Origin of the sequence: Aquamicrobium sp. LC103, from assembly GCF_001014615.2 — a bacterium.
Classification (GTDB): Bacteria; Pseudomonadota; Alphaproteobacteria; order Rhizobiales; family Rhizobiaceae; genus LBCQ02.
Window position 1 is genome coordinate 209712 of the sequence record NZ_LBCQ02000006.1, and the last position, 26376, is coordinate 236087.

At 64.9% G+C, this 26376-nt stretch carries 23 protein-coding genes; 13 read left to right on the top strand and 10 right to left on the bottom strand.

The features are described 5' to 3' along the window. The first annotated feature begins 229 nt into the window (after window positions 1-229). The 4 genes from XW59_RS13670 (at window position 230) to XW59_RS13685 (ending at window position 4150) form a co-directional block, all read left to right on the top strand. Window positions 230-1429: an amidase gene (locus XW59_RS13670; RefSeq protein WP_047145880.1), complete on the top strand. Its 1200-nt coding sequence runs from the start codon at window positions 230-232 to the stop codon at window positions 1427-1429. Window positions 1430-1432: 3 nt separating this feature from the next. Beyond that, the gene (locus tag XW59_RS13675) at window positions 1433-2332 is read left to right on the top strand and encodes a LysR family transcriptional regulator (protein WP_047145881.1); all 900 of its coding nucleotides are present in this window, start codon (window positions 1433-1435) and stop codon (window positions 2330-2332) included. A 98-nt stretch (window positions 2333-2430) separates the two neighbouring features. Beyond that, on the top strand, window positions 2431-3075 hold the full coding sequence (locus tag XW59_RS13680) for a DUF1007 family protein (RefSeq protein WP_281406229.1): 645 nt from the start codon (window positions 2431-2433) through the stop codon (window positions 3073-3075). A gap of 70 nt (window positions 3076-3145) precedes the next feature. Beyond that, entirely contained in the window at window positions 3146-4150 is a 1005-nt protein-coding gene (locus XW59_RS13685; RefSeq protein WP_082137605.1) for a nickel/cobalt transporter, read from the top strand. 12 nt (window positions 4151-4162) lie between these two features. Here XW59_RS13685 and XW59_RS13690 read toward each other — a convergent pair whose 3' ends face one another. From XW59_RS13690 to XW59_RS13705, 4 genes are read right to left on the bottom strand one after another with little or no spacing between them, the layout of a single operon-like run. After that, window positions 4163-4372 carry a hypothetical protein gene (locus tag XW59_RS13690; RefSeq protein ID WP_170990152.1) on the bottom strand — a complete coding sequence of 70 codons (210 nt, stop codon included), beginning with the start codon at window positions 4370-4372 and terminating at the stop codon, window positions 4163-4165. Then, entirely contained in the window at window positions 4369-5124 is a 756-nt protein-coding gene (locus tag XW59_RS13695) for an SDR family oxidoreductase (RefSeq protein WP_047146053.1), read from the bottom strand. The genes XW59_RS13690 and XW59_RS13695 overlap by 4 nt, the downstream gene beginning before the upstream one ends. Window positions 5125-5134: 10 nt before the next feature. Then, window positions 5135-6088, bottom strand: coding sequence for a cation diffusion facilitator family transporter (locus tag XW59_RS13700; protein WP_047145884.1), 954 nt, complete (start codon window positions 6086-6088; stop codon window positions 5135-5137). Between the two features lie 10 nt (window positions 6089-6098). Beyond that, on the bottom strand, window positions 6099-6782 hold the full coding sequence (locus XW59_RS13705; RefSeq protein WP_047145885.1) for a GNAT family protein: 684 nt from the start codon (window positions 6780-6782) through the stop codon (window positions 6099-6101). 84 nt (window positions 6783-6866) lie between these two features. Between XW59_RS13705 and XW59_RS13710 the strand changes: the two genes are divergently transcribed. Then, window positions 6867-8060 carry a pyridoxal phosphate-dependent aminotransferase gene (locus XW59_RS13710; protein ID WP_047145886.1) on the top strand — a complete coding sequence of 398 codons (1194 nt, stop codon included), beginning with the start codon at window positions 6867-6869 and terminating at the stop codon, window positions 8058-8060. A 9-nt stretch (window positions 8061-8069) separates the two neighbouring features. Here the strand turns inward: XW59_RS13710 and XW59_RS13715 are convergent, their stop codons facing one another. Then, a complete protein-coding gene (locus XW59_RS13715; protein WP_047145887.1) occupies window positions 8070-9848 on the bottom strand; it encodes an SLC13 family permease in 1779 nt (592 codons plus the stop codon). Between the two features lie 383 nt (window positions 9849-10231). Between XW59_RS13715 and XW59_RS13720 the strand changes: the two genes are divergently transcribed. Continuing rightward, window positions 10232-10855: a TetR/AcrR family transcriptional regulator gene (locus tag XW59_RS13720; RefSeq protein WP_047145888.1), complete on the top strand. Its 624-nt coding sequence runs from the start codon at window positions 10232-10234 to the stop codon at window positions 10853-10855. A 15-nt stretch (window positions 10856-10870) separates the two neighbouring features. Here the strand turns inward: XW59_RS13720 and XW59_RS13725 are convergent, their stop codons facing one another. Together XW59_RS13725 and XW59_RS13730 are read right to left on the bottom strand one after the other, a co-directional pair. After that, window positions 10871-11599, bottom strand: coding sequence for a tellurite resistance TerB family protein (locus XW59_RS13725; protein WP_047145889.1), 729 nt, complete (start codon window positions 11597-11599; stop codon window positions 10871-10873). A 109-nt stretch (window positions 11600-11708) separates the two neighbouring features. Beyond that, window positions 11709-12638, bottom strand: coding sequence for a rhodanese-related sulfurtransferase (locus tag XW59_RS13730; RefSeq protein WP_047145890.1), 930 nt, complete (start codon window positions 12636-12638; stop codon window positions 11709-11711). Window positions 12639-12795: 157 nt separating this feature from the next. Between XW59_RS13730 and XW59_RS13735 the strand changes: the two genes are divergently transcribed. Both XW59_RS13735 and XW59_RS13740 read left to right on the top strand, forming a co-directional pair. Beyond that, window positions 12796-13692, top strand: a complete 897-nt coding sequence (locus tag XW59_RS13735; RefSeq protein WP_047145891.1) for an N-acetylmuramidase domain-containing protein — start codon at window positions 12796-12798, stop codon at window positions 13690-13692. A gap of 80 nt (window positions 13693-13772) precedes the next feature. Then, complete coding sequence (locus tag XW59_RS13740; protein ID WP_136068250.1) at window positions 13773-14414, top strand: 2-dehydro-3-deoxy-phosphogluconate aldolase; 642 nt, start codon at window positions 13773-13775, stop codon at window positions 14412-14414. A gap of 14 nt (window positions 14415-14428) precedes the next feature. On the opposite strand, the gene XW59_RS13745 is transcribed toward XW59_RS13740, so the two are convergent. Together XW59_RS13745 and XW59_RS13750 are read right to left on the bottom strand one after the other, a co-directional pair. Continuing rightward, entirely contained in the window at window positions 14429-16231 is a 1803-nt protein-coding gene (locus tag XW59_RS13745; protein ID WP_246666087.1) for a DUF882 domain-containing protein, read from the bottom strand. A 294-nt stretch (window positions 16232-16525) separates the two neighbouring features. Continuing rightward, on the bottom strand, window positions 16526-18037 hold the full coding sequence (locus tag XW59_RS13750) for a sigma-54 dependent transcriptional regulator (protein ID WP_047145893.1): 1512 nt from the start codon (window positions 18035-18037) through the stop codon (window positions 16526-16528). A 148-nt stretch (window positions 18038-18185) separates the two neighbouring features. Between XW59_RS13750 and XW59_RS13755 the strand changes: the two genes are divergently transcribed. The 4 genes from XW59_RS13755 to XW59_RS13770 are packed head-to-tail and all read left to right on the top strand — an operon-like array spanning window position 18186 to window position 22791. Further along, on the top strand, window positions 18186-20048 hold the full coding sequence (locus XW59_RS13755; protein WP_047145894.1) for a M3 family oligoendopeptidase: 1863 nt from the start codon (window positions 18186-18188) through the stop codon (window positions 20046-20048). Between the two features lie 26 nt (window positions 20049-20074). Further along, window positions 20075-21235, top strand: coding sequence for an aminodeoxychorismate synthase component I (locus XW59_RS13760; RefSeq protein WP_047145895.1), 1161 nt, complete (start codon window positions 20075-20077; stop codon window positions 21233-21235). Then, on the top strand, window positions 21184-21837 hold the full coding sequence (locus XW59_RS13765; protein WP_047146055.1) for an aminotransferase class IV family protein: 654 nt from the start codon (window positions 21184-21186) through the stop codon (window positions 21835-21837). The genes XW59_RS13760 and XW59_RS13765 overlap by 52 nt, the downstream gene beginning before the upstream one ends. A 45-nt stretch (window positions 21838-21882) precedes the next feature. Then, window positions 21883-22791, top strand: a complete 909-nt coding sequence (locus XW59_RS13770; protein WP_047145896.1) for a DUF3445 domain-containing protein — start codon at window positions 21883-21885, stop codon at window positions 22789-22791. A 12-nt stretch (window positions 22792-22803) separates the two neighbouring features. Here XW59_RS13770 and ilvD read toward each other — a convergent pair whose 3' ends face one another. Beyond that, window positions 22804-24639 carry a dihydroxy-acid dehydratase gene (gene ilvD / locus XW59_RS13775; RefSeq protein ID WP_047145897.1) on the bottom strand — a complete coding sequence of 612 codons (1836 nt, stop codon included), beginning with the start codon at window positions 24637-24639 and terminating at the stop codon, window positions 22804-22806. Window positions 24640-24929: 290 nt separating this feature from the next. On the opposite strand from ilvD, the gene XW59_RS13780 reads away from it, so the two are divergent. Next, complete coding sequence (locus tag XW59_RS13780) at window positions 24930-26375, top strand: homospermidine synthase (protein WP_047145898.1); 1446 nt, start codon at window positions 24930-24932, stop codon at window positions 26373-26375. The last annotated feature ends 1 nt before the right edge of the window (window position 26376 follow it).

Consider the following 26376-nt stretch of genomic DNA (forward strand, 5'->3'; position numbering starts at 1 on the left):
GATGTCCTCGATCTGGCGGTTGGCCATCAGACCGACTGGAGGGGTTAGTTCCAGGTACCTTACCGGTTCCCTCACCATTCGAGGGTTCGGCGGACACCCACAGGCACGTGCGACTTTGGGCAAGCGGGATATATGCAGAAGGTCTGTCACAATCAATGAAAAATTCGGCGACGGTTGAAAAAAATTCCGCACTGAACAAAGGTGGGTTTTCGTTTCACAGGATCGAACGATGACCGGCACGCGTGACCCCCTGAATGCCTTCCTAGACCGCCCCGATACGCCGGTTGCGAACGCGCAGGATGGTCCGCTGGCCGGGCTCACGCTGGCCGTCAAGGACATCTACGACATCGCCGGCCAGAAGACCGGCTGCGGCAACCCGCAGCGCCTTGCCGACGCCGCACCCGCGCGCGAAACCGCCCCCGCCATCAAGGCGCTGCTCGAGGCCGGCGCGCGATTCGTCGGTCGCACCCAGACCGACGAGCTCGCCTTCTCCCTCATGGGCCAGAATGCGCATTATCCGGAACCGGTGAACCCGGCGGCACCCGAACGGGTCACCGGCGGTTCCTCTTCCGGGTCGGCGGCAGCCGTCGCCGGCGGCCTCGCCGACATCGCGACGGGCTCCGACACCGGCGGATCGATTCGCGCGCCGGCGAGCTTCTGCGGGCTGGTGGGGCTCAGGGCCACGCATGGGCGCATCCCGCTCGATGGCGCCATGCCGCTGGCGCCTTCCCTCGACACTTTCGGCTGGTTCACGAAGGACATCGCGATTTACGAACGGGCTGCGGAGGTGCTTTTGCCGCCGCTTTCGCCCGGCGAGGGGAAGCTGTCGCGTCCTTTCCGTCTCGCCGCGCTCGACGCGCTGCTCCTCGGCGAAGCGGAAGCCGGCGAATACCGCCGCATGGCTGGAACCGTCGCGCAAGTCGTGGGCAAGCCGGAGACGGCCCCTGCCCTCTCCCATTCCATCGACGACCTCTACTGGTGCTTCCGCAAGCTTCAAGCCCATGAGGCCTGGGCGAGCCACGGCACCTGGATATCGCAAGCCGACCGCGGGCTCGGCCCCGGCGTCAAGGACCGGTTCGAATTCGGTGCGTCGATCACCGACGAGGTTGCGGCACGGGAGACCGCCCGCCGCGACGCCTTCCGCGCCGAACTCGCCGGGTTGCTCGGCGAGGACGGCATCCTCGTCATGCCGACCGTGCCGGGAGCCGCGCCGCTGAAGAGCGGCACTTTCGAGGAACTGCAGGCCTATCGCGAACGGGCGCTGCGCCTTCTCTGCATCTCCGGCCTTTCGGGCTTCCCGCAGATCACGCTGCCGCTCGGCAGTGTCGACGGCGCGCCCTTCGGGATTTCCCTTCTCGGTACCGCAGGGTCGGACATGGAGCTGATACGGCTCGGGCGGCGGATTTTCGAGCAGCGGCGGGGAACGTGAACGATGGACACGCTGACCCGCATGCGCGCCTTCCTCGACGTGGTGGAGGCCGAGGGCTTTTCCGCCGCCGCCCGCAAGATCGGCCGCTCCAAGGCGCTGCTTTCCAAATATGTGCGCGAGCTCGAGGATGAGCTTGGCGCGTTGCTGCTCAACCGCACGACCCGGCAATTCTCGCTGACCGAGGCGGGGCATACCTATTACAAGCGGGCCTCCGAGATCGTTCGCGAGATCGACAGCCTCGCCGACACGGTCCGGGAATCCTCCGGCGACGTGCGTGGCAGAATCAAGCTTTCCGCTCCGCGCACCTTCGCCGACGCGCCGATCGGCAAATCGCTGATCGATTTCGCCAGGGCCCATCCCGACATCGTTCTCGAAATCCACCTGGACGATCGTTTCGTCGATCTGGTCGAGGAAGGCTTCGACCTGGCGATCCGTATCTCTCGTCTGGAGAACTCCTCGCTGATCGCGCGGCGGCTCTCGCCCTTCTCGGTCGCGATCTGCGGCTCGCCGGCGCTCATCGAGAAGCACGGCGCGCCGAAGCAGCCGCAGGACCTCGCCAATCTGCCTTGCATCATCGACACCAATGGGCGCTGGCTGTCGAACTGGCCGTTCATGAAGGAGAACGGCGAGATGATGAGTGTGGCGGTCGCCGGCCCGATCGAGGTCAACAGCCCGCTTTCCACCCGCGCGGCGGCGATAGAGGGGCTCGGCTTCGCGCCGCTGCCGGATTTCATAGCCGCGCCCGCGCTGGAAACCGGGGAACTCGTCTCCGTGCTCGGCGAATGGATGCCGCGCGGCGGCGGCATCTTCGCCGTCTACCCGCACCGCCGTTACCTGCCGGCGAAGATTCGCGTCTTCGTGGACTTTCTCGTGCAATGGTTCAAGGAACGCGACCAGGACTGAAATCGCAGGCGGGGAGGTCCCAATTTCGCCCGGTTTTTGATAATGCTCGGGCGCTCACGCGAAGGGGACGAATCTTGAAGCGAACGACATCGCACGCATTGACCGCGGCCGTCGCCCTGTTCGGCTTCGCCATGATGCCGACGCCTGCCCTGGTCCATCCCCACGTGTTCGCGGAGGCCAATCTCGAAGTCGCCGTCAAGCCGGACGGCACGGTCGAGGCGCTGCGTCATGTCTGGCGTTTCGACGACCTGTTCTCCAGCACGGTGCTGCTCGAATTCGACCAGAACAAGGACCTCCAGCTCGACGATGGCGAGCTGGAAACCGTCGCCTCGGTCGTGCACGAATCGCTGGCCGAGTTCGGCTATTTCCAGATGGTGACCGTCAACGGCAAGGATGTCGCCATGCAGGCTCCGGAGCGGCTGATGGCGAATTTCGAGGACAACCAGCTCATCATCCTCTTCGAATCCAAGCCCGTCGAACCGCTCGAGCTTTCGGGCAAGGTCGATTTCGGCGTCTACGACCCGACCTTCTATACGGCGATCGATTTCTATGAAGATTCCAACCTCGTCGTGAGCGAACTGCCGCGCAATTGCAGCCGCGCGGTCGTGCGTCCCGACCCCGACGAGGCGATCGCGCAGAACCAGCAGACGCTGACCGACGCCTTTTTCAGCGATCCGAGCGGCAACGACCTGAGTAAGATCTTCGCGACAAGGCTGGAAGTGAACTGCACCGGCGAAGGATAGAAAGTTGAAGAAATTTACCGTCCGCGCGGTCTTCGCGCTCCTGCTCCTGACCTATCTCGCCACCCATTTCATGGGCCACGCCCATGCGCAAAGCTCGCTGGGCATCGGAACCAACGAGGCGACGCTGCCTTCCACCGGCTTGTTCGCCGGCCTGCTCAACTGGATCAATTTGCACCAGCAGCAATTCTACCGCTCACTGACCGGCGCGCTGCGTTCGATGCGCGATGGCGGCGGCGGTGTCTGGCTGCTCGTCGGTCTGTCCTTCGCCTACGGCGTCTTCCATGCCGCCGGCCCCGGCCACGGCAAGGCGGTGATTTCGTCCTACATGCTCGCCAATGAGGTGGCGCTTCGCCGCGGCGTCTTCCTGTCCTTCATCTCGGCGATTCTGCAGGGTGTCAGCGCCATCGTCATCATGACGCTGGTCTTCCTCGTGCTGCGCGGCACTTCGGTCTCGATGACCGACGCGACCCGCTTCCTTGAACTCGCGAGCTATGCGCTCGTCACCGCCTTCGGCGCCTGGCTGCTCTGGCGCAAGCTCGGCCCGCTGCTTCGCGGGATGATCTGGGGCCGGCCCGTACATAGCCTGTCATCGGCCCATGCCGGCCACGCCCATGATCATGATCATCACGATTGCGGTCATGACCATCACGCGGATGACCATGGGCATGACGACCACCAGCATCACCACCACGCCCATGGCGAGGTATGCGCGACATGCGGTCACGCGCATGCGCCCGACCCGGCTCTGATCTCCGGCGAACGCTTCGACTGGAAAACCGCCTGGGGCGCGATCGTCGCGGTCGGCCTGCGCCCGTGTTCCGGCGCGTTGATCGTGCTAAGCTTCGCCTTCCTGAACGGCCTATGGGCGGGTGGCGTGCTTTCCGTCTTCGCCATGGCGCTCGGGACGGCGATCACCGTCTCGGCGCTTGCCGTCATGGCCGTCACCGCCAAGAACTGGGCAGTCGCTTTCGCCGGGGACGGGCGCACAGGCAACCGCATCCACACCACGATCGAGGTGGCAGGCGCCGCCTTCGTCTTCCTTATCGGGCTGACGCTGCTGACGGCGAGCCTGTAGGGCGCGCCTGCCTCACTCGTCGTTGCGTCTCTGGCTTCGTCCGCGAAGCCAGAACACGAGGAAGAAGGCCGCGACGAACACCGCGGCAAGCACGCCCGCGGCAACCGGCGATTCATTGCCGAGCGCTATCATGAAGGTCGGCATGAAATAGGCGACGAGCCCGAAGCCGAAAAGGATGACCGCCGCGGCGATCAGCGAATTGCGGGTTTTCTGATCCATCATAGCGTCCAACCGCCGTCGATCGGTATGGCGGTTCCTGTGGTGAAGGCGGATTCGTCCGCCGCCAGATACACGGCCAGCGCCGCGATCTCGGTCGGCTCCCCTACCCGGCCCATGGGCTGACGGGAAACGAATAGTTCCATCGCCTTGTCCTTGCCGCCGACATTCCTGCCAAGGTCTTCCACCCGCGCCTCCCACGACGGCGAGCGCACCGTCCCGGGGCAGATCGCGTTGCAGCGAATGCCCCGGGCGACGAAGTCGGCGGCGACCGACTTGGTGAGGCCGATGACGGCCGCCTTGGTGGCGCCGTAGACATAGCGGTTCGGCGCGCCCTTCAGCGACGACGCGCCCGACGAAAGGTTTATGATCGAGCCCGAGCTACCCTGCTCCGCCGCCCGGTCGAGCATTCCCGGCAGGAAGGCGCGGATCGTGCGGTGCATGGATTTGACGTTGAGGTCGAAGGAGAAGTCCCAATCCTTGTCCGAGCAGTCGAGCACCGTGCCGTGGTGCACGAAGCCGGCGACATTGGCGAGGATGTCGACCTGGCCGACGCTCGCGGCATAGGTTGCCACGGCCTCGTTCGACAGGACATCGAGCGCCGCCTTCTCGGCGTTCAGGCCTTCGAGCTTGGCGAGGTCCAGATCGGAAGCATGCACGACCGCGCCCTCGGCGGCGAACGCTTCCGCGATCGCCCGGCCGATGCCCTGGCCGGCCGCAGTCACGACCGCGATCTTCCCCTTCAACCTTCCCGACATCATTTCCTCCTTAATGAAGATGAACGTGCTGCGACCCGTCGGCGCAGTGGCCGAACTCCGGCTCGACGGTTACGTGATCGATGCGATGCACCTTGGACAGCCGAAGCTTGATATCGCAGATCGCCGAATGGGCATCCACCCCGTCCTGCAGGCAGGCATGCAGCGTCGCCATGTTGCGCGAGCCATCCAGCGACCAGACGTGCACGTGATGCACGCTGACGACGCCGTTGACGTTCTTCTCAAGGTCGCTGGCGATCATGTCGCGGTCCAGTCCCGAGGGAACGCCCTCGAGCAGCATATGGCCCGATTCCTTGACGAGCGACCAGGCGCTGCGGAAGAGCAGCAGAGCCACGAAGGCGGAGAGGATCGGATCGATCGGATACCAGCCGGTCAGGAGGATGACGCCGGCCGCGACGATCGCGGCGACGGATCCGAGGAGATCGCCGACCACATGCAGGATGGCGCCGCGCATGTTGAGGCTCTCGCGATCGCCCCCGTGCAGCACGAAAAAGGCCGCGATGTTGACCAGCATGCCGATGATGGCGATGGCCAGCATCGGGCCGCCGAGCACCGGCGACGGATCGGACATGCGATGCCACGCCTCGTAGACGATCCAGGCACCGATGGCGAAGACGGTCAGGCCGTTGGTGTAGGCGACCAGCGTCTTCACCCTGTCGAAACCGTAGGTCAGACGCGACGTGGCCGTGCGGCTCGCAAGCTGGAAGGCGTACCAGGCAAGGACGAGCGACACAGTGTCGGTCAGCATGTGTCCGGCATCGGCCAGCAGCGCCAGCGAACCGGTGACGATGCCGCCGACGGCCTCCGCGATCATGAAGCCCCCGGTCAGGCAGGCCGCGATCAGCACGCGCGTCTTGTCGCTCGTTCCGTTTGCGCGGCCGTACCCATGGGAGTGGTTGTGGGAGTGATCGTGCCCGCCATGGCTGTGCGAATGACCGTGGCCCATAGATAGACTCCTAGCCTGGATCGGCCCGAATCTCCTCGAGCCGCCGCTTTTGAAGTCCTTCATTATCGAAATTGGCGGGATCTAGCCACTCCTCGAAGGCGCGACGAATGGGCTCCCACTCCTTGTCGATGATGGAAAACCATGCCGTGTCGCGATTTTCGCCCTTCACGATCAGATGCTGGCGGAAGACACCCTCGAAGGAGAATCCGAAACGTAGCGCCGCCCGCTTCGACGGCTCGTTCAGATTGTTGCATTTCCACTCGAAACGGCGGTAGCCGAGATCGTCGAATGCATGGCGGGCGAAGAGAAAGAGCGCCTCGGTCGCCGCCGGCCTGCGCGCCACCGGGTCGTTCCAAAGGATATTGCCGATCTCGATGACGCCGTAGGCCCTGTCGATGCGCATGAAAGTCTGGCGACCGGCGATGCGCCCGCTCGCCTTGTCGATGACGACGAAATAGAGCGGGTCCTCGCTCGTCGCCGCCTTTTCCAGCCAGGGCCGGTAAGCCTCCCGGCTTTCAGGCGGGTAGTCGTAAAGCCACTGGAACCGCTGTTCGGCGTCAAGGGTGGCCGAGGCGGCGAAGAGCCCGTCGCCATGGCGCGCCGGGTCGAGCGGCTCCAGCCGAACGTAACGTCCCTCCATCGACTTCCGCGCCGGCGCTTGCCGCGGGGTCCAGTCCTTCAGATCGACGCTCATGGGATATTCTCCGCGATTGACATTCAAGGCCCGACACTCGCAAAAACACCATTGGAACCATAAGCACCAGATTTGGGGGGAGACATGCTCCAAACCATCGCCGCGTTCGACCGTATCGGAGAGGAAAACGCCTTCGCGGTCCTTGCGCGCGCCACCGCCCTCGCCCAATCGGGCAAGGATATTGTCAATCTCGGCATCGGGCAGCCGGATTTCCGCACGCCGGAGCATATCGTCGAGGCGGCGATCAAGGCGCTGCGCGACGGACATCACGGCTACACGCCGGCCACCGGCCTTCTCGCCACGCGCGAGGCGGTGGTGCGCCGGACACTGGCGACGACCGGCATCGAGGTCTCTCCCGAAACAGTGATGATCATGCCGGGCGGCAAGCCGACCATGTTCGCCGCGATCCTGATGTTCGGTGAACCGGGCGCGGAAATCCTCTATCCCGATCCCGGCTTCCCGATCTACCGCTCGATGATCGAGTTCACCGGCGCCAGGCCGGTGCCAGTGCCGATCCGCGAGGAGAACGGCTTCGCCTTCTCCGCCGAGGAGACGCTGGCGCTGATAACCCCGCGCACCAGGCTCCTGATCCTCAATTCGCCGGCCAATCCCACCGGCGGCGTAACCCCGCGCGGCGAAATCGAGAAGCTGGTCAGGGGGTTGGAGGCGCACCCGCACGTCGCCATCCTCTCGGACGAGATCTACGACGTCATGACCTATGACGGCGAGAAGCACTGTTCGCTGCTGACCTTCCCGGAAATCCGCGAGCGGCTGATCGTGCTCAACGGCTGGTCGAAGACCTGGGCCATGACCGGCTGGCGCATGGGCTGGTCGATCTGGCCGAACGCGCCGGAGGGCGGCAGGCTCTACGACAAGGTCCGCAAGCTGGCGGTCAATTGCTGGTCCTGCGTCAACGCGCCGAGCCAGTTCGCCGGCATCGCCGCGATCGACGGCCCGCAAGACGAGGTGGAAAAGATGATGCGCGCCTTCGACCGGCGCCGGACCATCGTCGTCGAGGGGCTGAACGGCCTGCCCGGCATTTCCTGCATCACGCCGAAGGGCGCGTTCTATGCATTCCCGAACGTGTCAAAGACCGGCTGGCAGGCGAAGAAGCTCGCCAATGCGCTTCTCGACGATGCGGGCGTCGCGCTCATCGGCGGACCGGATTTCGGCGTGCTCGGCGAAGGCTATCTGCGGCTCTCCTACGCCAATTCCGAGGAAAACATCCTGCGCGCGATCGAGCGCATCGGCGATTTCCTGGAGAAGAACGCGAACTGAAGCGTCCTCTCATAGGTCGAAGAAGAAGTAGATCGCGAAGCAGGTGGCGATTCCGACGAGAATGTTCATCGGAATGCCGATCTTGAGGAAGTCGGCGAAACGGTAGTTGCCGGCGCCGTAGACCAGCGTGTTGGTCTGGTAGCCGATCGGCGTGGCGAAGCTTGCGCTCGCCCCCATCATCACGGCGATCAGGAACGGGCGCGGATCGACGCCCAATTGCGCTGCCAAGCCGATGGCGATGGGTGCCACGAGCACCGCAACGGCGTTGTTCGTCACCACTTCCGTCAGGATCGAGGTGATCGCGTAGACAACCACCAGGGTCACGAAGGGGGACATGCCGGCCAGATGCGGCGTCACGCTCTCGACGATCAACTGCACGCCGCCTGATTTCTCCACGCCCGCACCGATGATCAGCATCGCGAAGATCAGCACGAGCACCGAGCCGTCGATCGATCCCCACGCCTCGTCATTGTCGATGCAGCGCAGGACGAGGATCGCCGCGACCGCCAGCATCGCCAGGATGCCGATGTCCATGACGTCGAGCGCCGCCAGAAGCACGACGACGCCGAGGGCGAAAAGCGCGATCGGCGCCTTGCCGCGCCTGTAGGGCCGCGCGCTCGGGCGCGAGATCGAGACGAGGTCGGCATCCTCGGTCAGTGCCTCGAAATTGTCGGGAGGCCCTTCCAGGAGCAGCTTGTCGGCCGGACGCAGCCTCACGCCTTCGAGGTCTGGTCCCGGAACGTGGCGGTGACGGTGCGCGCCGAGGACGCGGATGCCGTATCGCCGGCCGAGCGGCAGGTCGACGAGCCTCTCGCCGGCGGTGGCGCGGTGCGGGGCGACCACCGCCTCCACCGCGACCGTCTCGCCGCTGCGCTCCTGCCCGCGCCGCAGCCCGACGCGCAGGCCTGCCTTCTCGTTAAGGGTCAGGATTTCCGAGGTGGTCGCGGCGATGATGAGCGAATCACCCTTCTTCATGGTGCGCTCGCCGACATCCTCGCGGATCACCTCGTTACCGGTCCTCAATCCGAGGATCCGCAGTCCGGACCGCTTGAAATCGCCGATCGCGCCGATCTTGCTCTGGGTGTATTTCCCCTCGGACCGCACCGTGAGCTCGGAAAGGAATTCCGCCTCGTTGCCGACCGACGCCTCGCCTTCCGAACGGCGATCGGGCAGCAGGAAACGGCCGAAGAGGAGCATGACCAGCGTTCCCGTGATCGCGGCGACGATGCCGACCGGCGTGATCTCGAAGATCGAGAACGGCGCGAGCCCGGAGCTGCGCGCGACGCCGTCGACCAGGAGGTTGGTCGACGTGCCGATGAGCGTGCAGGTGCCGCCCAGGATCGCCGCATAGGAAATCGGTATCAGCAGCCGCGTCGCGGCAATGTCGAGGCTTCGCGCAAACCGGAAGACGATCGGGATGAGGACGAGAACGACCGGCGTGTTGTTCATGAAGGCGGATGTGATGACCGCTCCAAAAAGCAGGACTGCGATGGCGATGGAGGGATGCCTGGCGACCCGCCCCAACAGCGCGTCCGCCATGCTTTCCAGCACTCCGGTGCGCACCAGCGCACCCGAAAGCACGAACATCGCCGCGATCGTGATGGGAGCCGGGTTGGAAAAGACCGCCATCGCGTCGTCCGGCGAAACCAGCCCGAGGAGGATGAAGACCGCCGCGCCGGCCGACGCAACCACCTCCGGCGGGTAGCGCTCCATGATGAAGGCCGCCAGCAGCACGACGAGCAGACCGAGAGCGATGTAGGGCTGATATGCGCTCAGGAACGCTTCCATGTCCTCGTCGGTCTCCTGGCAAAAACGCGAACGCGCTTTCTAGCACGGACGAACCGTTCGGAAAGACGGTGTTGAGCGGTCCGGGCTGAAATTAACAGGGTCGTCGCGGATAGGTTGCGCGGGAGGCGGGACTTTTTTGAAGCCACCGTCCGGTTCTATCGGGGAAATGATCGCCGGGGGTCCGCGAAGAAAGGGCGGTCATTGGCGACCGCCCCTCATCCGGACCAAGCTTGGGAGGAGGAAAAGCCGATCCGACATCCTGCAGTTTGAACCCGCTTTCTTAACAAGCCGTTAACGATGCGAGCATGCGGAATTCGGGATTTTTGCAGTTGCGGCGCCAATTTTTACACTGCAAAGATCGCAATGAAGACCGAGGAGCAGCCATGGTAGAATCGGGCACCGAAAAGCCGCGCAAGACCGCGTATCATCATGGGGACTTGCGCGCGACCCTGCTCAGGGCCGCCGAGGAGGAGCTTGACGAACGCGGCATCGAAGGCTTCACCCTGCGCGGCTGCGCCAAGCGTGCCGGCGTCTCGCACGCCGCACCAACGCATCATTTCGGGGACGCAAACGGACTCCTGACCGCACTGGCGGCGGTCGGCTTCGAACGCTTCCTCGAAGTACAGACGCGCGTCCAGGCCGAAGCCGGAGCGGATGCCCGTGCGCGACACACCGCCGCCGGCCTTGGCTACATCCGCTTCGCGCTGGAAAACCCGGAGCTGTTCAGGCTGATGTTCTCGTCGCGTCGCGCGGACTTTTCCGACGCGGCCCTGCAGAAGACAGCCATGCAAAGCTTCGATGCGCTCCTGGGCAGCATTGCCGCCCTGCGCGGCGTGAACCCGCGCGAGGACCAGCCGGCCATGCTCGACGTGCTGGCTTCCTGGGCGCTGGCGCACGGGCTCTCCGATCTTCTCCTTTCGGGCCGCATGTTGACGCTGGCCGACATGCCCGGGGAGACGCGGGAAAGAACCCTTGCCGAGATATTCACCCGCTCGTTGCGGGATTGAGCGACGGGCTCTCTCCTACCAGGGAGAGTTGCCCGCCTGCACCGGTTCCGATTTAGCATCCGAAACCGTCGCCTCGATGTGGTCGACCAGGGCGTCGGGAAGGCTCAGCCGTCCGGCGAGCAGGTCGAGATAGCCGCGCTCGGCGCGGGTTTCCGGCTCGATCGCGATGCGCGAGGCGGTGTAGAGCTCGACCTTCTGCGCTTCCGTCTTGGCCGAAGCGATCAGATCGTCGAGGTCAACCGGCTTCTCGAGCTCCGCCAAAAGGAACTTTTCGGCATCCGAACCCACGCCCGACTGGCCCAGCCTGTCGGCGATCTTGCTGCGCTCGGCGTCGTCGATGTGGCCGTCGGCGCGGGCGGCGGCGATCATCGCCCGGACGATAACCAGGGCGAATTCGGCCTCGCCTTGCGGCGCCTGCGCGGGATGAAAGCTTGTATCTTCCGGCGGCGGCAGCAATTCCGGCTCGGCCGATTTCTGCGCGCCCGGCTCCTTGCCGGCCTGATAGTTCTGATAGGCCTTGTAGGCGAGGCCGGCGACGGCGGCGAGACCGCCGATCTTGACCGCGGATTTGGTGACGGACCTGCCAGCGCCCGTCCCCAGGAGAATTGCCGCCAGCGCGCCCGTGGCAAGCGGATTGTCCTTGGCCATCTGCACGGCCTTGCCGGCCGTGTCGCGCACGGTCGTTTCCGCGCCCGGAACCTTCGAGCCGAGCAGATCATCAAGCAATTTCTTGGGGTCGAGCATTGCGGGGCCTCCGTCGGGTCAAACAGGCGTTCTGCCTGCGCATCTTGATGGTGCCTTGCAGAAGTAGGCAGCCGATCAAGACATTACAATGACATGAGATATAGGAAGATCAACGCCCTATGTGGCGTCGGTCGCCGCGACTTTGGGCGAGCTTCACCTGTTTGTGCCGCTCGGCATAACGGGCGCGATCCGCCTCGCTGCGGCTGCCATGGCAATGCGCGCAGGATACGCCCTCGACATAGAGTGGCGATATCCGGTCCGCGCGCGTCAGCGGATGACGGCAGGCGCGGCACAGCTCGGCATCACCCTCGGCAAGCCCATGCGATACCGAAACGCGCTCGTCGAAGACGAAGCATTCGCCTTCCCAGAGGCTGTCCTGGGCAGGCACTTCCTCGAGATATTTCAGGATGCCGCCCTTGAGGTGGAAGACGTCGTCCACGCCGAGCGACTTCACATAGGCCGTGGCCTTCTCGCAGCGGATGCCCCCGGTGCAGAACATCGCCACCTTGCGCCCGGCAAGGTCGCCGCGATGCTGCTCGACCCACTCGGGAAACTCGCGAAAGCTTCTGGTTCCCGGATCGACGGCGTTGCGGAACGTGCCGATCGCCACTTCGTAGTCGTTGCGGGTGTCGATCAATATGGTGTCGGGATCGGCCAGAAGCGCGTTCCATTCGGACGGCGCCACATAGGTGCCCGCGCTTCGCTCGGGGTCGACATCCTCGACGCCCATGGTCACGATCTCCTTCTTGAGCCGCACCTTCATGCGGTGGAAGGGCATAGCCGCGGCGGCGCTGAACTTGACGTCCAGCTCGCCGAGTTCCGGCATCGAACGGAGATGGGCGACGAGTTCGTCGATCGCCTCCGGGGTGCCGGCGACGGTTCCGTTGATGCCCTCATGCGCAAGCAGCAGCGTTCCGCGGATGCCGAGCCGGTCGCACAACGCCAACAGCGGTTCGCGCAGCGCGCGCCACCGCTCCAGCCGAACGAATCGGTAGAGGGCAGCGACCCGGAACATGTTTGCGGACGTGGATGAATTCATGGCGCGGCATGTACGATCTTGCGCGAGATCGCGCAACCATCGGCAGATTCCCGAACGAAATCAACGGTGGCAACGCGAGCGTCGAGAATCTTCCCGACAAATTCGTCCACGGGTATGCCGGGCGCCACGACAATCGGCTTCCGAACGGAGGCTTCAGATGTTTTCACAGGCAGTTTTCAAGGAGATGGAAATCGCGGCGCGCCGGCTCGGCGTCGAACCGGCCGCGATCGCCGCCATTGCCCATGCCGAAACCGGTGGCAAGACACATGCGATCGTCAATGGCAGGGCCGAGCCGCTGATCAGGTTCGAGAGCCATTATTTCGATCGGCGGCTTTCCGGCGCCAGGCGCGACCGCGCGCGCCGCGAGGGCGTTTCCTCGCCCATCGCCGGAGCGATCGCAAATCCTCCGAGCCAAACGTCGCGGTGGCGATTGCTGCGGCTCGCCGCCGGGATCGACCATAAGGCCGCCCATGAATCCGTATCCTGGGGCATGGGGCAGGTGATGGGCGCACATTGGGCGTGGCTCGGCTACGGCAGCGTCGATCAACTGGTCGAAACCGCCCGTTCCGGCGTTGCCGGGCAGTTGGAGCTGATGGTGCGGTATATCGAAAAGGCCGGCCTTTCGCCTGCCCTGCGCGACAGGAACTGGACCGCCTTTGCCCGGCGCTACAATGGCCCCGACTACAGGAAGAATGCATATCACACCAAGCTTGCTCGCGCCTATGCGCGCTATGCGTCGGTGAGCGCGGCCTCGATCCCATCGCAGTCGCTGCGGCGCGGCGCGCGCGGCGACACGGTCAGCAAGCTGCAGGCGGCACTCGTCGCGAAGGGAGCCGAAATCACCGTCGACGGCATTTTCGGCCACGCGACCGCTGCGGCTGTGAAGGCGTTTCAGAGAGAAAACGGCCTGACGGAAGACGGAATTGCGGGCCCTCGGACCTTGTCGATCCTATATCGGGAAAACTCAGCCGAAGGCAGCCTTCCATCCTTTCTGGGCAGACTGCTTGCCCGGCTGACGCGGCGATGGTTTGATGGCGCGGCGCGCGTCTCCTGATGAGATGGACAGCAGCAGGCCGCTTTGATAGACGCAGGACTAAATCGATTAGATACCGGATGGAACGACCGATGACTACAATTGAGCAGAAGACCGAAAATCTCCTCGGGGTCCTGGAGGGGCAACCGGTCATCCCGGTGCTGAAGATTTCGCGCGTCGCGGACGCTGTCCCGCTCGCCCGGGCACTCGCCAGGGGCGGCCTTCCGGCGGTGGAGATCACCCTGCGTACGCCCGCCGCGCTCGAAGCGATAGAAGCGGTCGCTGCCGAGGTGCCCGAGGCGATCGTCGGAGCAGGCACGATCCTCAATGGTGCGCAGTTCGCTGAGGCAGCCGCCGCCAAGGCCCGCTTCATCGTCAGCCCCGGCTCGACGGCGGAACTCCTTGAGGCCGCGAGTTCCTCGGACATTCCGCTCCTGCCGGGCGCCATCACGCCGGGCGAGATCATGGCCGCGCAGGCAGCCGGCTATTCCGTGCTGAAATTCTTCCCTGCCGAGCAGGCCGGCGGCGCGGCTTTCCTGAAGTCTCTCGCCTCGCCCTTCGCCGGCGTGAAGTTCTGCCCCACCGGCGGGATCGGCCCCGCCAATGCGGGCGACTATCTTTCGCTCGGCAACGTGGTCTGCGTCGGAGGTTCGTGGGTCGCGCCGGACGATCTGATCGCGGCCGGCAGGTGGGACGAGATCGCCGAGCTTGCCCGCGGGGCAGCCGGCATGGCGCGCCGCTGACGCGGCACGCTTTCCTAGTTGAACTTCGCCACCGAGAGGAAGGTAACGGCCTTGCCGGTGAAGCGGTTCGCGTCGGCCGTGTTCGTCGCGCCCTGCTGGAAACCGGCCGTGTAGACTTCACGCGGCGCCGTGCGCACGATGTTGTAGGCCATCGCGGGCATCCTGGTGCCTTCGGACGCATTCGTCACGGATTCGGGCTGGAGAGCCCAGCGCGTAAGCTCGTGCTGCACCGGCACGACCATCGGCTTTGCCTCCGGTCGGGCCTGGTTGGCGCGCGGCTTGGCGGATTTCGCCGTGGTCCTGACGCCTGAATCGAGCGCGGCAACCGCATCCGAGCCGGCTTGACGGCCAAGCACCGCAACCCTGGGCGAAGCCTGCGAGGAAGCCTCGGCAAGCGCTCGTTCCTTCGCCGCGATGCTCGGCGCGACTTCGGACGTGGCGGCTGCACCGGCGCCGCTGGCTCCCACGATCTTGGCCGGAGAGGCATCGGGAAGCGACGCGAGAACGAAAACGTCCCCGTTCGAGGCATCGCTGCGCTCGGCATTCCGGCTTATCGCCGCGACCTCGACATTCTCGTCCGCGACATTCGCGGCCAGATCGACATTCGGGCGGGCTTCGGGCACCGGCGTGTTGTTGATCACGACGTCCGCCCTCGCTTCGGCCGCCGACATCGACAGGAGCTCGGTGATCGCCTCGGACGCGACCGGGCGGTCGCCGCCTCCGGCGATCGCCGCGAGCGCGACATTGTCGGTCCCGGCATTCGCGTTCGCCTGCGCAACATTCGCGTTCTCCGCCGCGGGAGGCGAATAGCTCGGCCGGCGGGTCGGCAGCGGCACGTTGAGGGCAACCTGCGTTTCGGCGGGAACGTTCGGCACCGCTTGTTGCGCGGCCGGCGCGGTGTCGAGCAAGATCGGTTCGCCGATCTCGACGCGCGGGCGGGGCGCCTCGCCCGGAACGGGAACCGCGCGGGCGGGAAGGGCCGCGATGATGGTTTCGGGCGTCTGCGGAGCCGGCGCCCGCTCGGGCGCGGCCACCGGAGCGGCGGGCGTGGGCACCGCGCGGGACGGAGCCGGCCGTGCCGACGCGGCCGCGACCTGCGGAGCGCTGTCCTCTTCCTCGTCGGCGCCGCCGCCGCGACCGAAGAGAGCCGCGAGAAGGCCGCTGCCGCCGCGCGAATTGGGCGCGCTGGCGACCTGTACGCTCGCACCGGTGCGCTTGCGCTGCTCATAGGCGGCAAGGGCCTGATTGAAGCCCGGCAGCGGCTTGCCGTCGCTGGGCACGTGGATCGTCTTGCCGTCCGGGAACAAGGCGAGCAGTTCGCTGCGGCTCATGCGCGGCCAGGAGCGTACGTTGCCGACATCGAGATGGACGAAGGGCGATCCGGATTTCGGGTAATAGCCGACGCCGCCGCCCTCGGCCCTGAAGGCCGCGGCGCGCAACCTCGAAAGCGGCACGCCGGGAATGTAGAAATCCATCGCCTTGCCAAGCGTGTGCTGGCTCTTCTCGGCCACGCCGGAACTGCGGCTGCGCAGCATCTTGTTGGTCGTCGGCGAGCGGTAGGCGGAAACGACGTGGATGTAGTCTCGCGCGCCGACCGAGCGATAGACCTCCCAGACGAGGTCGAGCAGCCGCGGATCCATCTTGGCCGGCTCGTTGCGGCGCCAGTCGCGCAGGAAGCGGTTGATCTTCTGGAGCCCCGCGGCGTCGTAGCGCCCGTTGCGCTTGTAGGTGATCTCGGCCCGCTCCTTCGTATGGATGAAGTAGAGCTTGAGGCTGCGGGTCTCCGCGCTCGCATGGGCGGTGGCGCAGAGGGTCAACAGGAAGGCGAAAAATGTGCCCCCTAGCGCGTTCCGCCAGGAGAATCCATTCTTGCGTCCCCCATTTTCGGTCCGGTCGAAAATGATCAAAACGAGTGGCCTTATCGGCTGTTGATTGCGTCCCCAGAACAGATGACTGGGCGTGATTTGCGCCCAATAATCGATCCTAATGGTTAATCACCTCTTATTGAAGTCGGAATGCGGTAGGACCGTGGCGATATCGTGGCGCTTGTCCACAAAGGATTGCATGGTAAACGGTTGCCTAACGCCCGAAGAGCGCAATCGAACTCGCCGTCAGGACACCAGCCGCTCGGGGCGCCCGGCTTCCGGATCGATCCCCATTTCCTTCAGCTTGCGGTAGAGCGTCGAGCGGCCGATGCCGAGGCGGCGGGCGACCTCGCTCATCTGGCCGTCGTAGTGATCGATGGCGAGCTGGATCATCTCGGTTTCCACATCCGCCAGCGGCCGCACATTGCCGCGATCGTCCAGTGCCTTCAAAATCCCGAAATGCGGACCGTGATCGCTTGCCACATTTGATGGGGCAACCGGCGAGGGAAAATGCGGCACGGCGCCATCGCTCGACGGCACTGCGCCGGCCGGCTCCCCACGGAATTCGGATATGCCTTCCACCTGCGCCCTGATCTGGGGGAACTCCTCGACCGTCAGCACATCGCCTTCGGCAAGCACGACGGCGCGAAAGATCGCGTTTTCGAGCTGCCGGATATTGCCCGGCCAATCATATGCCTTCAGGAGGTTCAGCGCCTCGGCGGTGATGCCGGCAACACGTCCCTCGGCGGGCGCGACGCGGGCGATGAAATGCTGCACCAGCCTCGCAATGTCCTCGCGCCGGTCACGCAGCGGCGGCACGTGGATCGGAAACACGTTGAGCCGGTAGAACAGATCCTCGCGGAAGAGCCCGTCCTTGACCCGCTGCAGCAGGTCGCGGTGGGTCGCCGATATCAGCCTGATGTCGACCTTGATCGTCGAGCGCGCGCCGACCGGATCGACCTCCCCCTCCTGAACCGCGCGCAGGAGCTTGACCTGCACGTCGAGCGGCAGGTCGCCGATCTCGTCGAGGAACAGCGTGCCGCCATTCGCCTCGACGAACTTGCCGGTGTGCTTTTCCGTGGCGCCCGTGAACGAGCCCTTCTCGTGGCCGAAAAGGATGCTTTCGACGAGGTTTTCCGGGATCGCACCGCAATTGACGGTGACGAAGGGCTTGCCGCGCCTGTCGCTTGAGCCCTGGATGGCGCGCGCCACCAGCTCCTTGCCGACACCGGATTCGCCCTCGATGAGGATCGGGATGTTGGATGCGGCCGCTTTCTTTCCGAGCCCGAGGACCCGTTCCATCGACTGGCTGCCGGTAATCATGTCCTTGAAGGTGAGGACGCCGCCACGGCTCTTGCGCGCGCGCCGGGCCTCGCCCTCGAAGGCCTCGACCTTCATCGCGTTGGAGATCGCCGTCTGCAGCCTGTCCGGGGACACCGGCTTGACCACGAAATCGAACGCGCCGGCACGCATCGCGGAAACGGCGGTGTCGATGCCGCCGGTGGCCGTCTGCACGATCACCGGAACGTCGATCCCGGCCTCGCGCATGCGTTTGAGCACGGCAAGCCCGTCGACTTTCGGCATGACGAGATCGAGAATCATCACCGCGATCTCGCCCGCGCGCGGTCCTTCCAGAAGCTTCAGCGCGGCTTCTCCCCCGTCGGCGGCGATCGCCTCGAAGCCGAACCTGGTGACGGCTGCGTCAAGAAGGCGCCGCTGCACCGGATCGTCATCGACAATGAGTATGGGTCGAGCCATGGAACTTTCAGAAAATCTCGTTACTGTGAGGTCGCGTCGGATTGGTTCATCGTGGCACAGCCTCCTAAACAAGGGTTCAAAAAACCCGGTGAACAAATCCTTATGGCCGCGCAGCCCATCGCGCGGAGGGAAATACGAGGGAATGTGAATGCCTTTCATCGACGACCGGCTCGCAGGGGGCGCGATTGCGCGTGTGGCGGCCGAGGCCGCACGCCAGTCCGGCGCGCAGGCCCTGGGCGAAGCGCTGCCGGAATGGAATCTCGGCGACCTCTATGCCGGCATGGAGGCTCCCGAGCTGAACGCCGACCTGAAGAAGGCGGCCAAGGACGCGCTCGCCTTCGAGGAGCGCTGGAAAGGCAAGCTCGCGAATGAAGCCGCCAAGGGCGCGACCGGCGGTCTCGGCGCTGCTCTGCGCGAATATGAGGCGCTCGAGGAGCTGATGGGCCGCATCGGCTCCTATGCCGGGCTGCTCTATGCCGGCGACACTTCCGATCCCAAGCGCGCCAAGCTCTATGGCGACGTGCAGGAGAAGCTGACGGACGCCAGCGCCCACCTTCTCTTCTTCACGCTGGAGCTCAACCAGATCGACGACGCGACGCTGCAGGACGCGCTCGACAAGGACACCTCCTTCGGCCATTACCGGCCGTGGGTGCTCGACCTCAGAAAGGACAAACCGTATCAGCTCGAAGACCGCGTCGAGCAGCTTTTCCATGAGAAATCCGTCACCGGGCGCGGCGCCTGGAACCGGCTCTTCGACGAGACGATGACTTCGCTGCGTTTCTCCGTCGGCGGCGAGGAACTGTCACTCGAGCCGACGCTCAACCGCCTGCAGGATCCGGATCCGAAGAAGCGCCAGGAAGCCGCCGAAGCTCTCGCCGAGACCTTCAAGACCAATCTGCGCACCTTCACCCTGATCACCAACACGCTGGCCAAGGACAAGGAGATATCGGACCGCTGGCGCGGCTTCGAGGACATCGCCGATTCGCGGCACCTGGCAAACCGCGTGGAGCGCGAGGTGGTCGACGCATTGGCCTCGGCGGTCCGCGACGCCTATCCGCGGCTTTCGCACCGCTACTATGCCATGAAGGCCAAGTGGCTTGGCATGGAGACGATGAACCACTGGGACCGCAACGCCCCCCTGCCCGAGACGCCGCAAGCGACGATCGGCTGGGACGAGGCCAGGAACACGGTGCTCTCGGCCTATAATTCCTTCGATCCGCAGATGGCCGAGATCGCGCGGCGCTTCTTCGACAAGGGCTGGATCGATGCGCCGGTGAGACCCGGCAAGACTCCCGGCGCATTCGCGCATCCGACGGTGCCCTCCGTCCACCCTTACGTGCTCCTGAATTATATGGGCAAGCCGCGTGACGTGATGACGCTCGCCCACGAACTCGGCCACGGCGTGCACCAGGTGCTCGCCGGCCCGCAAGGAGCGCTGATGGCTTCGACGCCGCTGACGCTCGCCGAAACGGCCTCCGTGTTCGGCGAGATGCTGACCTTCCGCTCGCTGATCGACCGGACCAGCGACAGGCGCGAGCGCAAGGCGATGCTGGCGCAGAAGGTGGAGGACATGATCAACACGGTCGTGCGCCAGATCGCCTTCTACGAGTTCGAGCGCAAGGTGCACACCGAGCGCCGCAACGGCGAGCTGACCTCCGACCAGCTCGGCCAGTTCTGGCTCGAGGTGCAGGCGGAAAGCCTCGGCCCGGCGATCAAGGCGCGGGAAGGCTACGAGACCTTCTGGGCCTATATCCCGCATTTCATCCATTCGCCCTTCTACGTCTACGCCTACGCTTTCGGCGACTGCCTGGTGAATTCGCTCTTCGCGGTCTACCAGAACGCCGAAAGCGGCTTCCAGGAGAAGTACTTCGAGATGCTGAAGGCAGGCGGAACGAAGCACCATTCCGAACTGCTGGCGCCGTTCGGACTCGACGCTTCCGATCCGGCCTTCTGGCAGAAGGGCCTGTCGGTCATCGACGGCCTGATCGACGAGCTTCAATCGCTGGACTGACGGCAGGCACGTTTCGGACCAAAGCCATGGTGGAGGCCGCCGCGCAACGCTTCGTGCTCTTCCGCAACGACCGGGAAGGGCGCGAGGTGCTCTTCTCCGACCCCGGCGACCTGATCGTCGCATGGGAACCGGATGAATTCCTGCCGGCGCTCCAGGCGGCCGAGGAGGCGCGACGGCGCGGCAAATGGCTCGCCGGCTATTTCTCCTACGAGGCAGGCTATCTGCTCGAGCCGAAACTGCGCCCGATACTGCCGGAGGGGCGCCGGGCGCCGCTGGTCTGCCTCGGCGTGTTCGACAGGCCGACCGATCTCGATACCTCCATGCCGAGTGTCGCGCTCGACAGCAATTCGCACCTCGCCGACCCTCGCGCGACCTGGAGCGCGGAAAAGTACCGCCGCCGCTTCGAGCGCCTGCACTGGCACATCCGAGCCGGCGATTGCTACCAGGCCAACCTCACCTTTCCCGTCCATGCGCGCTGGGACGGCGACCCGAGGGCGATCTTCGACGCGATGACGCGCCACCAGCCGGTGCGCTATGCCGCCTTCGTCAATCTCGCTGGCCCGGTGGTGCTCTCGCGCTCGCCGGAGCTATTCTTCAAGGTCTCCGAGGACCGCTGGATCGAGACCTTGCCGATGAAAGGCACCGCGCCGCGCGGCAAGACGCCCGAGGAGGACGAGCAGCTCAGATCCTTCCTGATGAACGATCCGAAGAACCAGGCCGAAAACAGGATGATCGTCGATCTGCTCCGCAACGACATCTCCCGCATCAGCGAGGTCGGCACGCTCGACGTGCCGGAGCTCTTCACGGTCGAAAGCTATCCGACGGTGCACCAGATGGTGAGCCGCGTGCGCGCCAGGTTGCTGCCCGGCCTTTCGATCGCCGACATCTTCGCCGCACTTTTTCCCTGCGGCTCGATCACCGGCGCGCCTAAAATCAGGGCCATGGAGATCCTGCGTGAGCTCGAGGAGACCCCGCGCGACGTCTATTGCGGTGCGATCGGCTGGATCGAGCCTGGCGGCCGGATGCGCTTCAACGTGGCGATCCGCACGATTTCGCTCTATCCGGAGGGCGAGGCCGTCTACAATGTCGGCGGGGGAATTGTTTTCGATTCAACGGCGGATGACGAGTATGCCGAATGTCTTTTGAAGGGACGCTTCGCGACCGGCAACCCGCCGGCTTCCACCTGATCGAGACGATGCGCTGGGAGCCCGGCGCGGGCTTCCTGCGAAGGGATAGACACCTTGCGCGGCTCGCGCATTCCGCAAGCGAACTGGGATTTCGTCTCGACCCTGAAGCGGTGGAGGACCGGCTTTCCTCGATCGAGGCCGAGACCGCGCAGCGCGTCCGCCTTGCGCTATATCGGGACGGACGCTGCGAAATTCTCACGCAGCCCTTCGCGCCGCTGCCTCCCGATACCGTATGGCGGGTCGGGATCGCCGCGACGCGCCTCGACGAGAACGATCCGCTCCTGCGCCACAAGACCTCGCGACGCGCCGTCTTCGAGGCCGCGCGCGCGGAATTCGCCGATGCGGTCGACGAGGTGATCCTCCTCAACGGCAGGGACGAGCTTTGCGAAGGCGGCTTCACCAGCCTTTTCCTCGACATGGGCGGCGGGCTGCTTTCGACGCCGCCGCTTTCGGCCGGCCTGCTCGCCGGGGTGCTGCGCGGGGAACTGCTCGACCAAAACCGGGCGAAGGAAGCCCCCCTGCGCCTCGCCGACCTCGAGGCGGCGAAAGCGATCCATGTCGGCAATTCGCTGCGCGGATTGATACGTTGCAGGATCGTCTGAAAGCGGCTTCACTGCGTCCGATCATTGCCAGCGACCCAGGGACGAATGCCCGCCTATACCCCCTACGACGGTTCGACGAAACCATTCACCATCGGCCTGAAGCCGCTCGCCTTGCCGGGCTGGATCGAGATCGACCGGCATTTCGACGCCTATCTCGCCGAGAAGAAGCGGCTTTACGCGAGCATCCCCGACAAGGTCTTCGTCGCCGAGGAAGATACGCGGGATGCGCAGGCGGAAGTCCTGGGCCTCGTCGAGGACCATCTCCTGGACCATCACGGCCCTGACTATCGGCGAACCGACGGCGGTGTGGAGAGGCTGGGCTCCGACCCGACCGATGCGGATGCGTCACCCTTGGTGCGCGCCTCCCTGCTCATCCAGGAAGACCTGATCGTGATGCGCAAGGGCGAGGACGGCTGGCGACTCGCGGCCGGCTCGCTCTGCTTTCCCTCCTCGTGGTCGCTGCGGGAGAAATTCGGCAGGCCCCTTCAGGACATCCACGATCCCGTGCCGGACTTCGGACCGGGAACGCGGATGGCGACGCTGATCGACCGTATGTTCGACAATCTGCAGGCGGCGCAGCCGGTCGAGCGTTTTAACTGGTCGATACAGGCGAATCCCGACCTCTATCATCCCCTGAGCGAAAACCAGCGGATCGATCGCGCATCGGCGAGATCCGCGCGTTTCGCGAACGAGAAACTTGCAGCCAACGCCTTCATTCGCGTCGAGCGCCAGACCTTGCGCAAGCTGCCGCTCTCGCGCGACATCCTCTTCACGATCAGGATTTATCTCGATCCGCTCGAGGTCCTTGCCCGCGACCCCGACGCTGCCCGCCTCGCGGGGTCTTTCGCCGGGCAACTGAACGCGCTCGACGAAGCCCAGCTCGACTACAAGGGCCTGACTGCCGACCGCGACCGGCTGGTCGCGGCGCTGGAGAGGATAGCGAAGGCCGGGTGAGCCGCCCTCGCCTTACTCCGGCAGGATGCGCACCGCGCCCTTGTCGGCGCTCGCGGCGAACGCGGCATAGGCCTTGAGCGCGGTGGTCACGTTGCGTTTGCGCGGCGCGGCCGGCTTCCAGCCCAGCTTGTCCTGCTCGGCCCGGCGCGCGGACAGTTCCGCGTCGGAGATGCGCAGGCTGATCGTGCGGCCCGGAATGTCGATGTCGATCACGTCGCCGTCGCGCACCAGCCCGATCGCGCCGCCCTGCGCCGCTTCCGGGGATGCATGGCCGATGGACAGGCCGGACGTGCCGCCCGAAAAGCGGCCGTCCGTCAGCAGCGCGCAGGCCTTCCCGAGCCCTTTCGACTTCAGGTAGCTGGTCGGATAGAGCATTTCCTGCATGCCCGGCCCGCCCTTGGGGCCTTCGTAGCGGATGACGACGACGTCGCCTGCCTTGACCTCGTTGCCGAGAATGCCCTTCACCGCCGCGTCCTGGCTCTCGAAGACCTTCGCCGGTCCGGTGAATTTCAGGATCGACTCGTCGACGCCGGCCGTCTTCACCACGCAGCCGTCGAGCGCGACATTGCCCTTCAGCACCGCGAGCCCGCCATCCTTCGAGAACGGATGCTCGACGGAGCGGATGACGCCTTTTTCGCCGTCGGTATCCAGATCATCCCAGCGTTCTTCCTGGCTGAACGCCGTCTGGGTGGGCACACCTCCGGGAGCCGCACGGAAGAAGGTCTTCACGGATTCGCTGTGCGTACGGGTGATGTCCCAGCGGTCGATGGCGTCGCCCAGGGTCGCTTCGTGAACCGTGGGGCTGTCCCGGTGGATGAGGCCGCCACGATCCAGTTCGCCGAGGATGCGCATGATGCCGCCAGCCCGGTGCACGTCCTCCATGTGCACGTCGTTTTTCGCCGGCGCCACCTTGGACAGGCACGGTACCTTGCGCGACAGCCGGTCGATGTCGTCCATGGTGAAGTCGATGCCGCCTTCATGCGCCGCCGCCAGGATGTGCAGAACCGTGTTGGTCGAGCCGCCCATCGCGATGTCGAGCGACATGGCGTTCTCGAAGGCGCGTTTGTTGGCGACGTTGCGCGGCAGCACGCTCTCGTCGTCCCGCTCGTAATAGCGCTGCGCGAGATCGACTATGAGGTGGCCGGCCTCGACGAACAGCCGCTTGCGGTCGGCATGGGTGGCGAGCGTCGAGCCGTTGCCCGGCAGCGAGAGCCCGAGCGCTTCCGTCAGGCAGTTCATCGAGTTGGCGGTGAACATGCCCGAGCAAGACCCGCAGGTCGGGCATGCCGAGCGCTCGATGACCTTCACGTCTTCGTCCGAGACGTTGTCGTCGGCCGCCGCGACCATGGCGTCCACGAGATCCAGCGCATGCTTCTTGCCGTGCAGCACGACCTTGCCCGCCTCCATCGGCCCGCCCGAAACGAAGACGACGGGAATGTTGAGGCGCATCGCGGCATTCAGCATTCCGGGCGTGATCTTGTCGCAATTGGAGATGCAGACCATGGCGTCCGCGCAATGCGCGTTGACCATATATTCGACGCTGTCGGCGATGATCTCGCGCGACGGCAGCGAATAGAGCATGCCGTCATGACCCATGGCAATGCCGTCATCGACCGCGATCGTGTTGAACTCCTTCGCCACGCCGCCGGCCGCCTCGATCTCGCGCGCGACGAGCTGGCCGAGATCCTTGAGATGCACGTGGCCGGGCACGAACTGGGTGAACGAATTCACCACCGCAATGATCGGCTTGCCGAAATCGCTGTCCTTCATGCCGGTTGCGCGCCAGAGTCCGCGGGCTCCGGCCATGTTGCGGCCATGGGTAGTTGTGCGCGAACGGTATTGCGGCATCGGAACTGTCCTGTTTCCTCGATTATCATTCTTGCGACGGCGGATAGAACGCCGTCGTTCGACACCGACCCCAAGCCGGCGAACCTACATAGCGCCGAATTCGGAGGGCCGAAACCCTTGGCGTGAGATTTGGCGATGCCTGCGCCAATCGAAAACCTCCTCCATGGGATCGACGATGGCCGATTCCGCCTTATTGTGAGATCGTTGTTTATTGTGACGTCGTATTATGGTTTAGCCGCCCTTCGGGTTCGCCGTTCAGGCAACCAGTCCAATCACGGGAGTTTCAGGAAATGGCGAACGCAAACTGGCCGGTCTACGGCGAGATTACGGGTCCTGTCGTGATGATCGGCTTCGGCTCCATCGGCCGGGGAACGCTGCCGCTCCTCGAGCGCCATTTCAAGTTCGACAAATCGCGCATGGTGGTGATCGACCCGCGGGACGCCGACAGGAAGCTCCTCGACGAGCGCGGCATCCGCTTCGTCCAGGAAGCGATCACCACGAAGAACTACAGGAAGGTGCTGAAGCCGCTGCTGACCGAGGGCGGCGGTCAGGGCTTCTGCGTGAATCTCTCCGTCGACACCGGCTCGCTCGACCTGATCAAGCTCTGCCGCGAACTCGGCGTGCTCTACATCGACACCGTGGTGGAGCCCTGGCTCGGCTTCTATTTCGACACCAAGGCCGACAACGCCTCGCGCACCAACTATGCGCTGCGCGAGGCCGTGCGCGAGGAAAAACGCGGCAATCCCGGCGGCACCACGGCGGTCTCCTGCTGCGGCGCCAATCCGGGCATGGTTTCGTGGTTCGTCAAGAAGGCGCTGCTCAACCTCGCCGACGACCTCGGCCTAAAATACAAGGAGCCTTCCACGGGCGGCCGCGAGGGCTGGGCGAAGCTGATGAAGAAGGCCGGCGTGAAGGGCATTCACATCGCCGAGCGCGACACCCAGCGCGCGAAGAACCCGAAGCCGCTGAACACCTTCTGGAACACCTGGTCGGTCGAAGGTTTCATTTCCGAGGGCCTGCAGCCGTCCGAACTCGGCTGGGGCACGCATGAGAAATGGATGCCCAGGAACGCGCGCAAGCACCGGAAAGGCTCGAAGGCGGCAATCTTCCTCGAACAGCCGGGCGCGAACACGCGCGTACTCACCTGGTGTCCGACGCCCGGAGAACAGTACGGCTTCCTCGTCACCCACAACGAGGCGATCTCGATCTCCGACTATTTCACCGTGCGCGACAAGGGCGGCGAGGTGACCTACCGCCCGACCTGCCACTATGCCTACCATCCGTGCAACGACGCGGTGCTCTCGCTGCACGAGATGTTCGGTGCGGCCGGAAAGGCGCAGCCGGTTCAGCATGTGCTCGACGAAAACGAGCTCGTCGATGGCGTAGACGAGCTCGGCGTGCTCCTCTACGGCCACAAGAAGAATGCCTACTGGTACGGTTCGCAGCTTTCGCTCGAGGAAGCGCGCAAGCTCGCGCCCTACCAGAACGCGACCGGTCTGCAGGTGACGTCGGCGGTGCTGGCCGGCATGGTCTGGGCGCTCGAAAACCCTAAGGCCGGCATCGTCGAGACGGACGAGATGGACCATCGCCGCTGCCTCGAAGTCCAGTCGCCCTATCTCGGCCCGGTCAAGGGCTACTACACCGATTGGACACCGCTGGAGGGTCGGCCCGGCCTCTTTCCCGAGGACATCGACAAGCGCGATCCATGGCAGTTCCGCAACATTCTCGTCCGGTAGA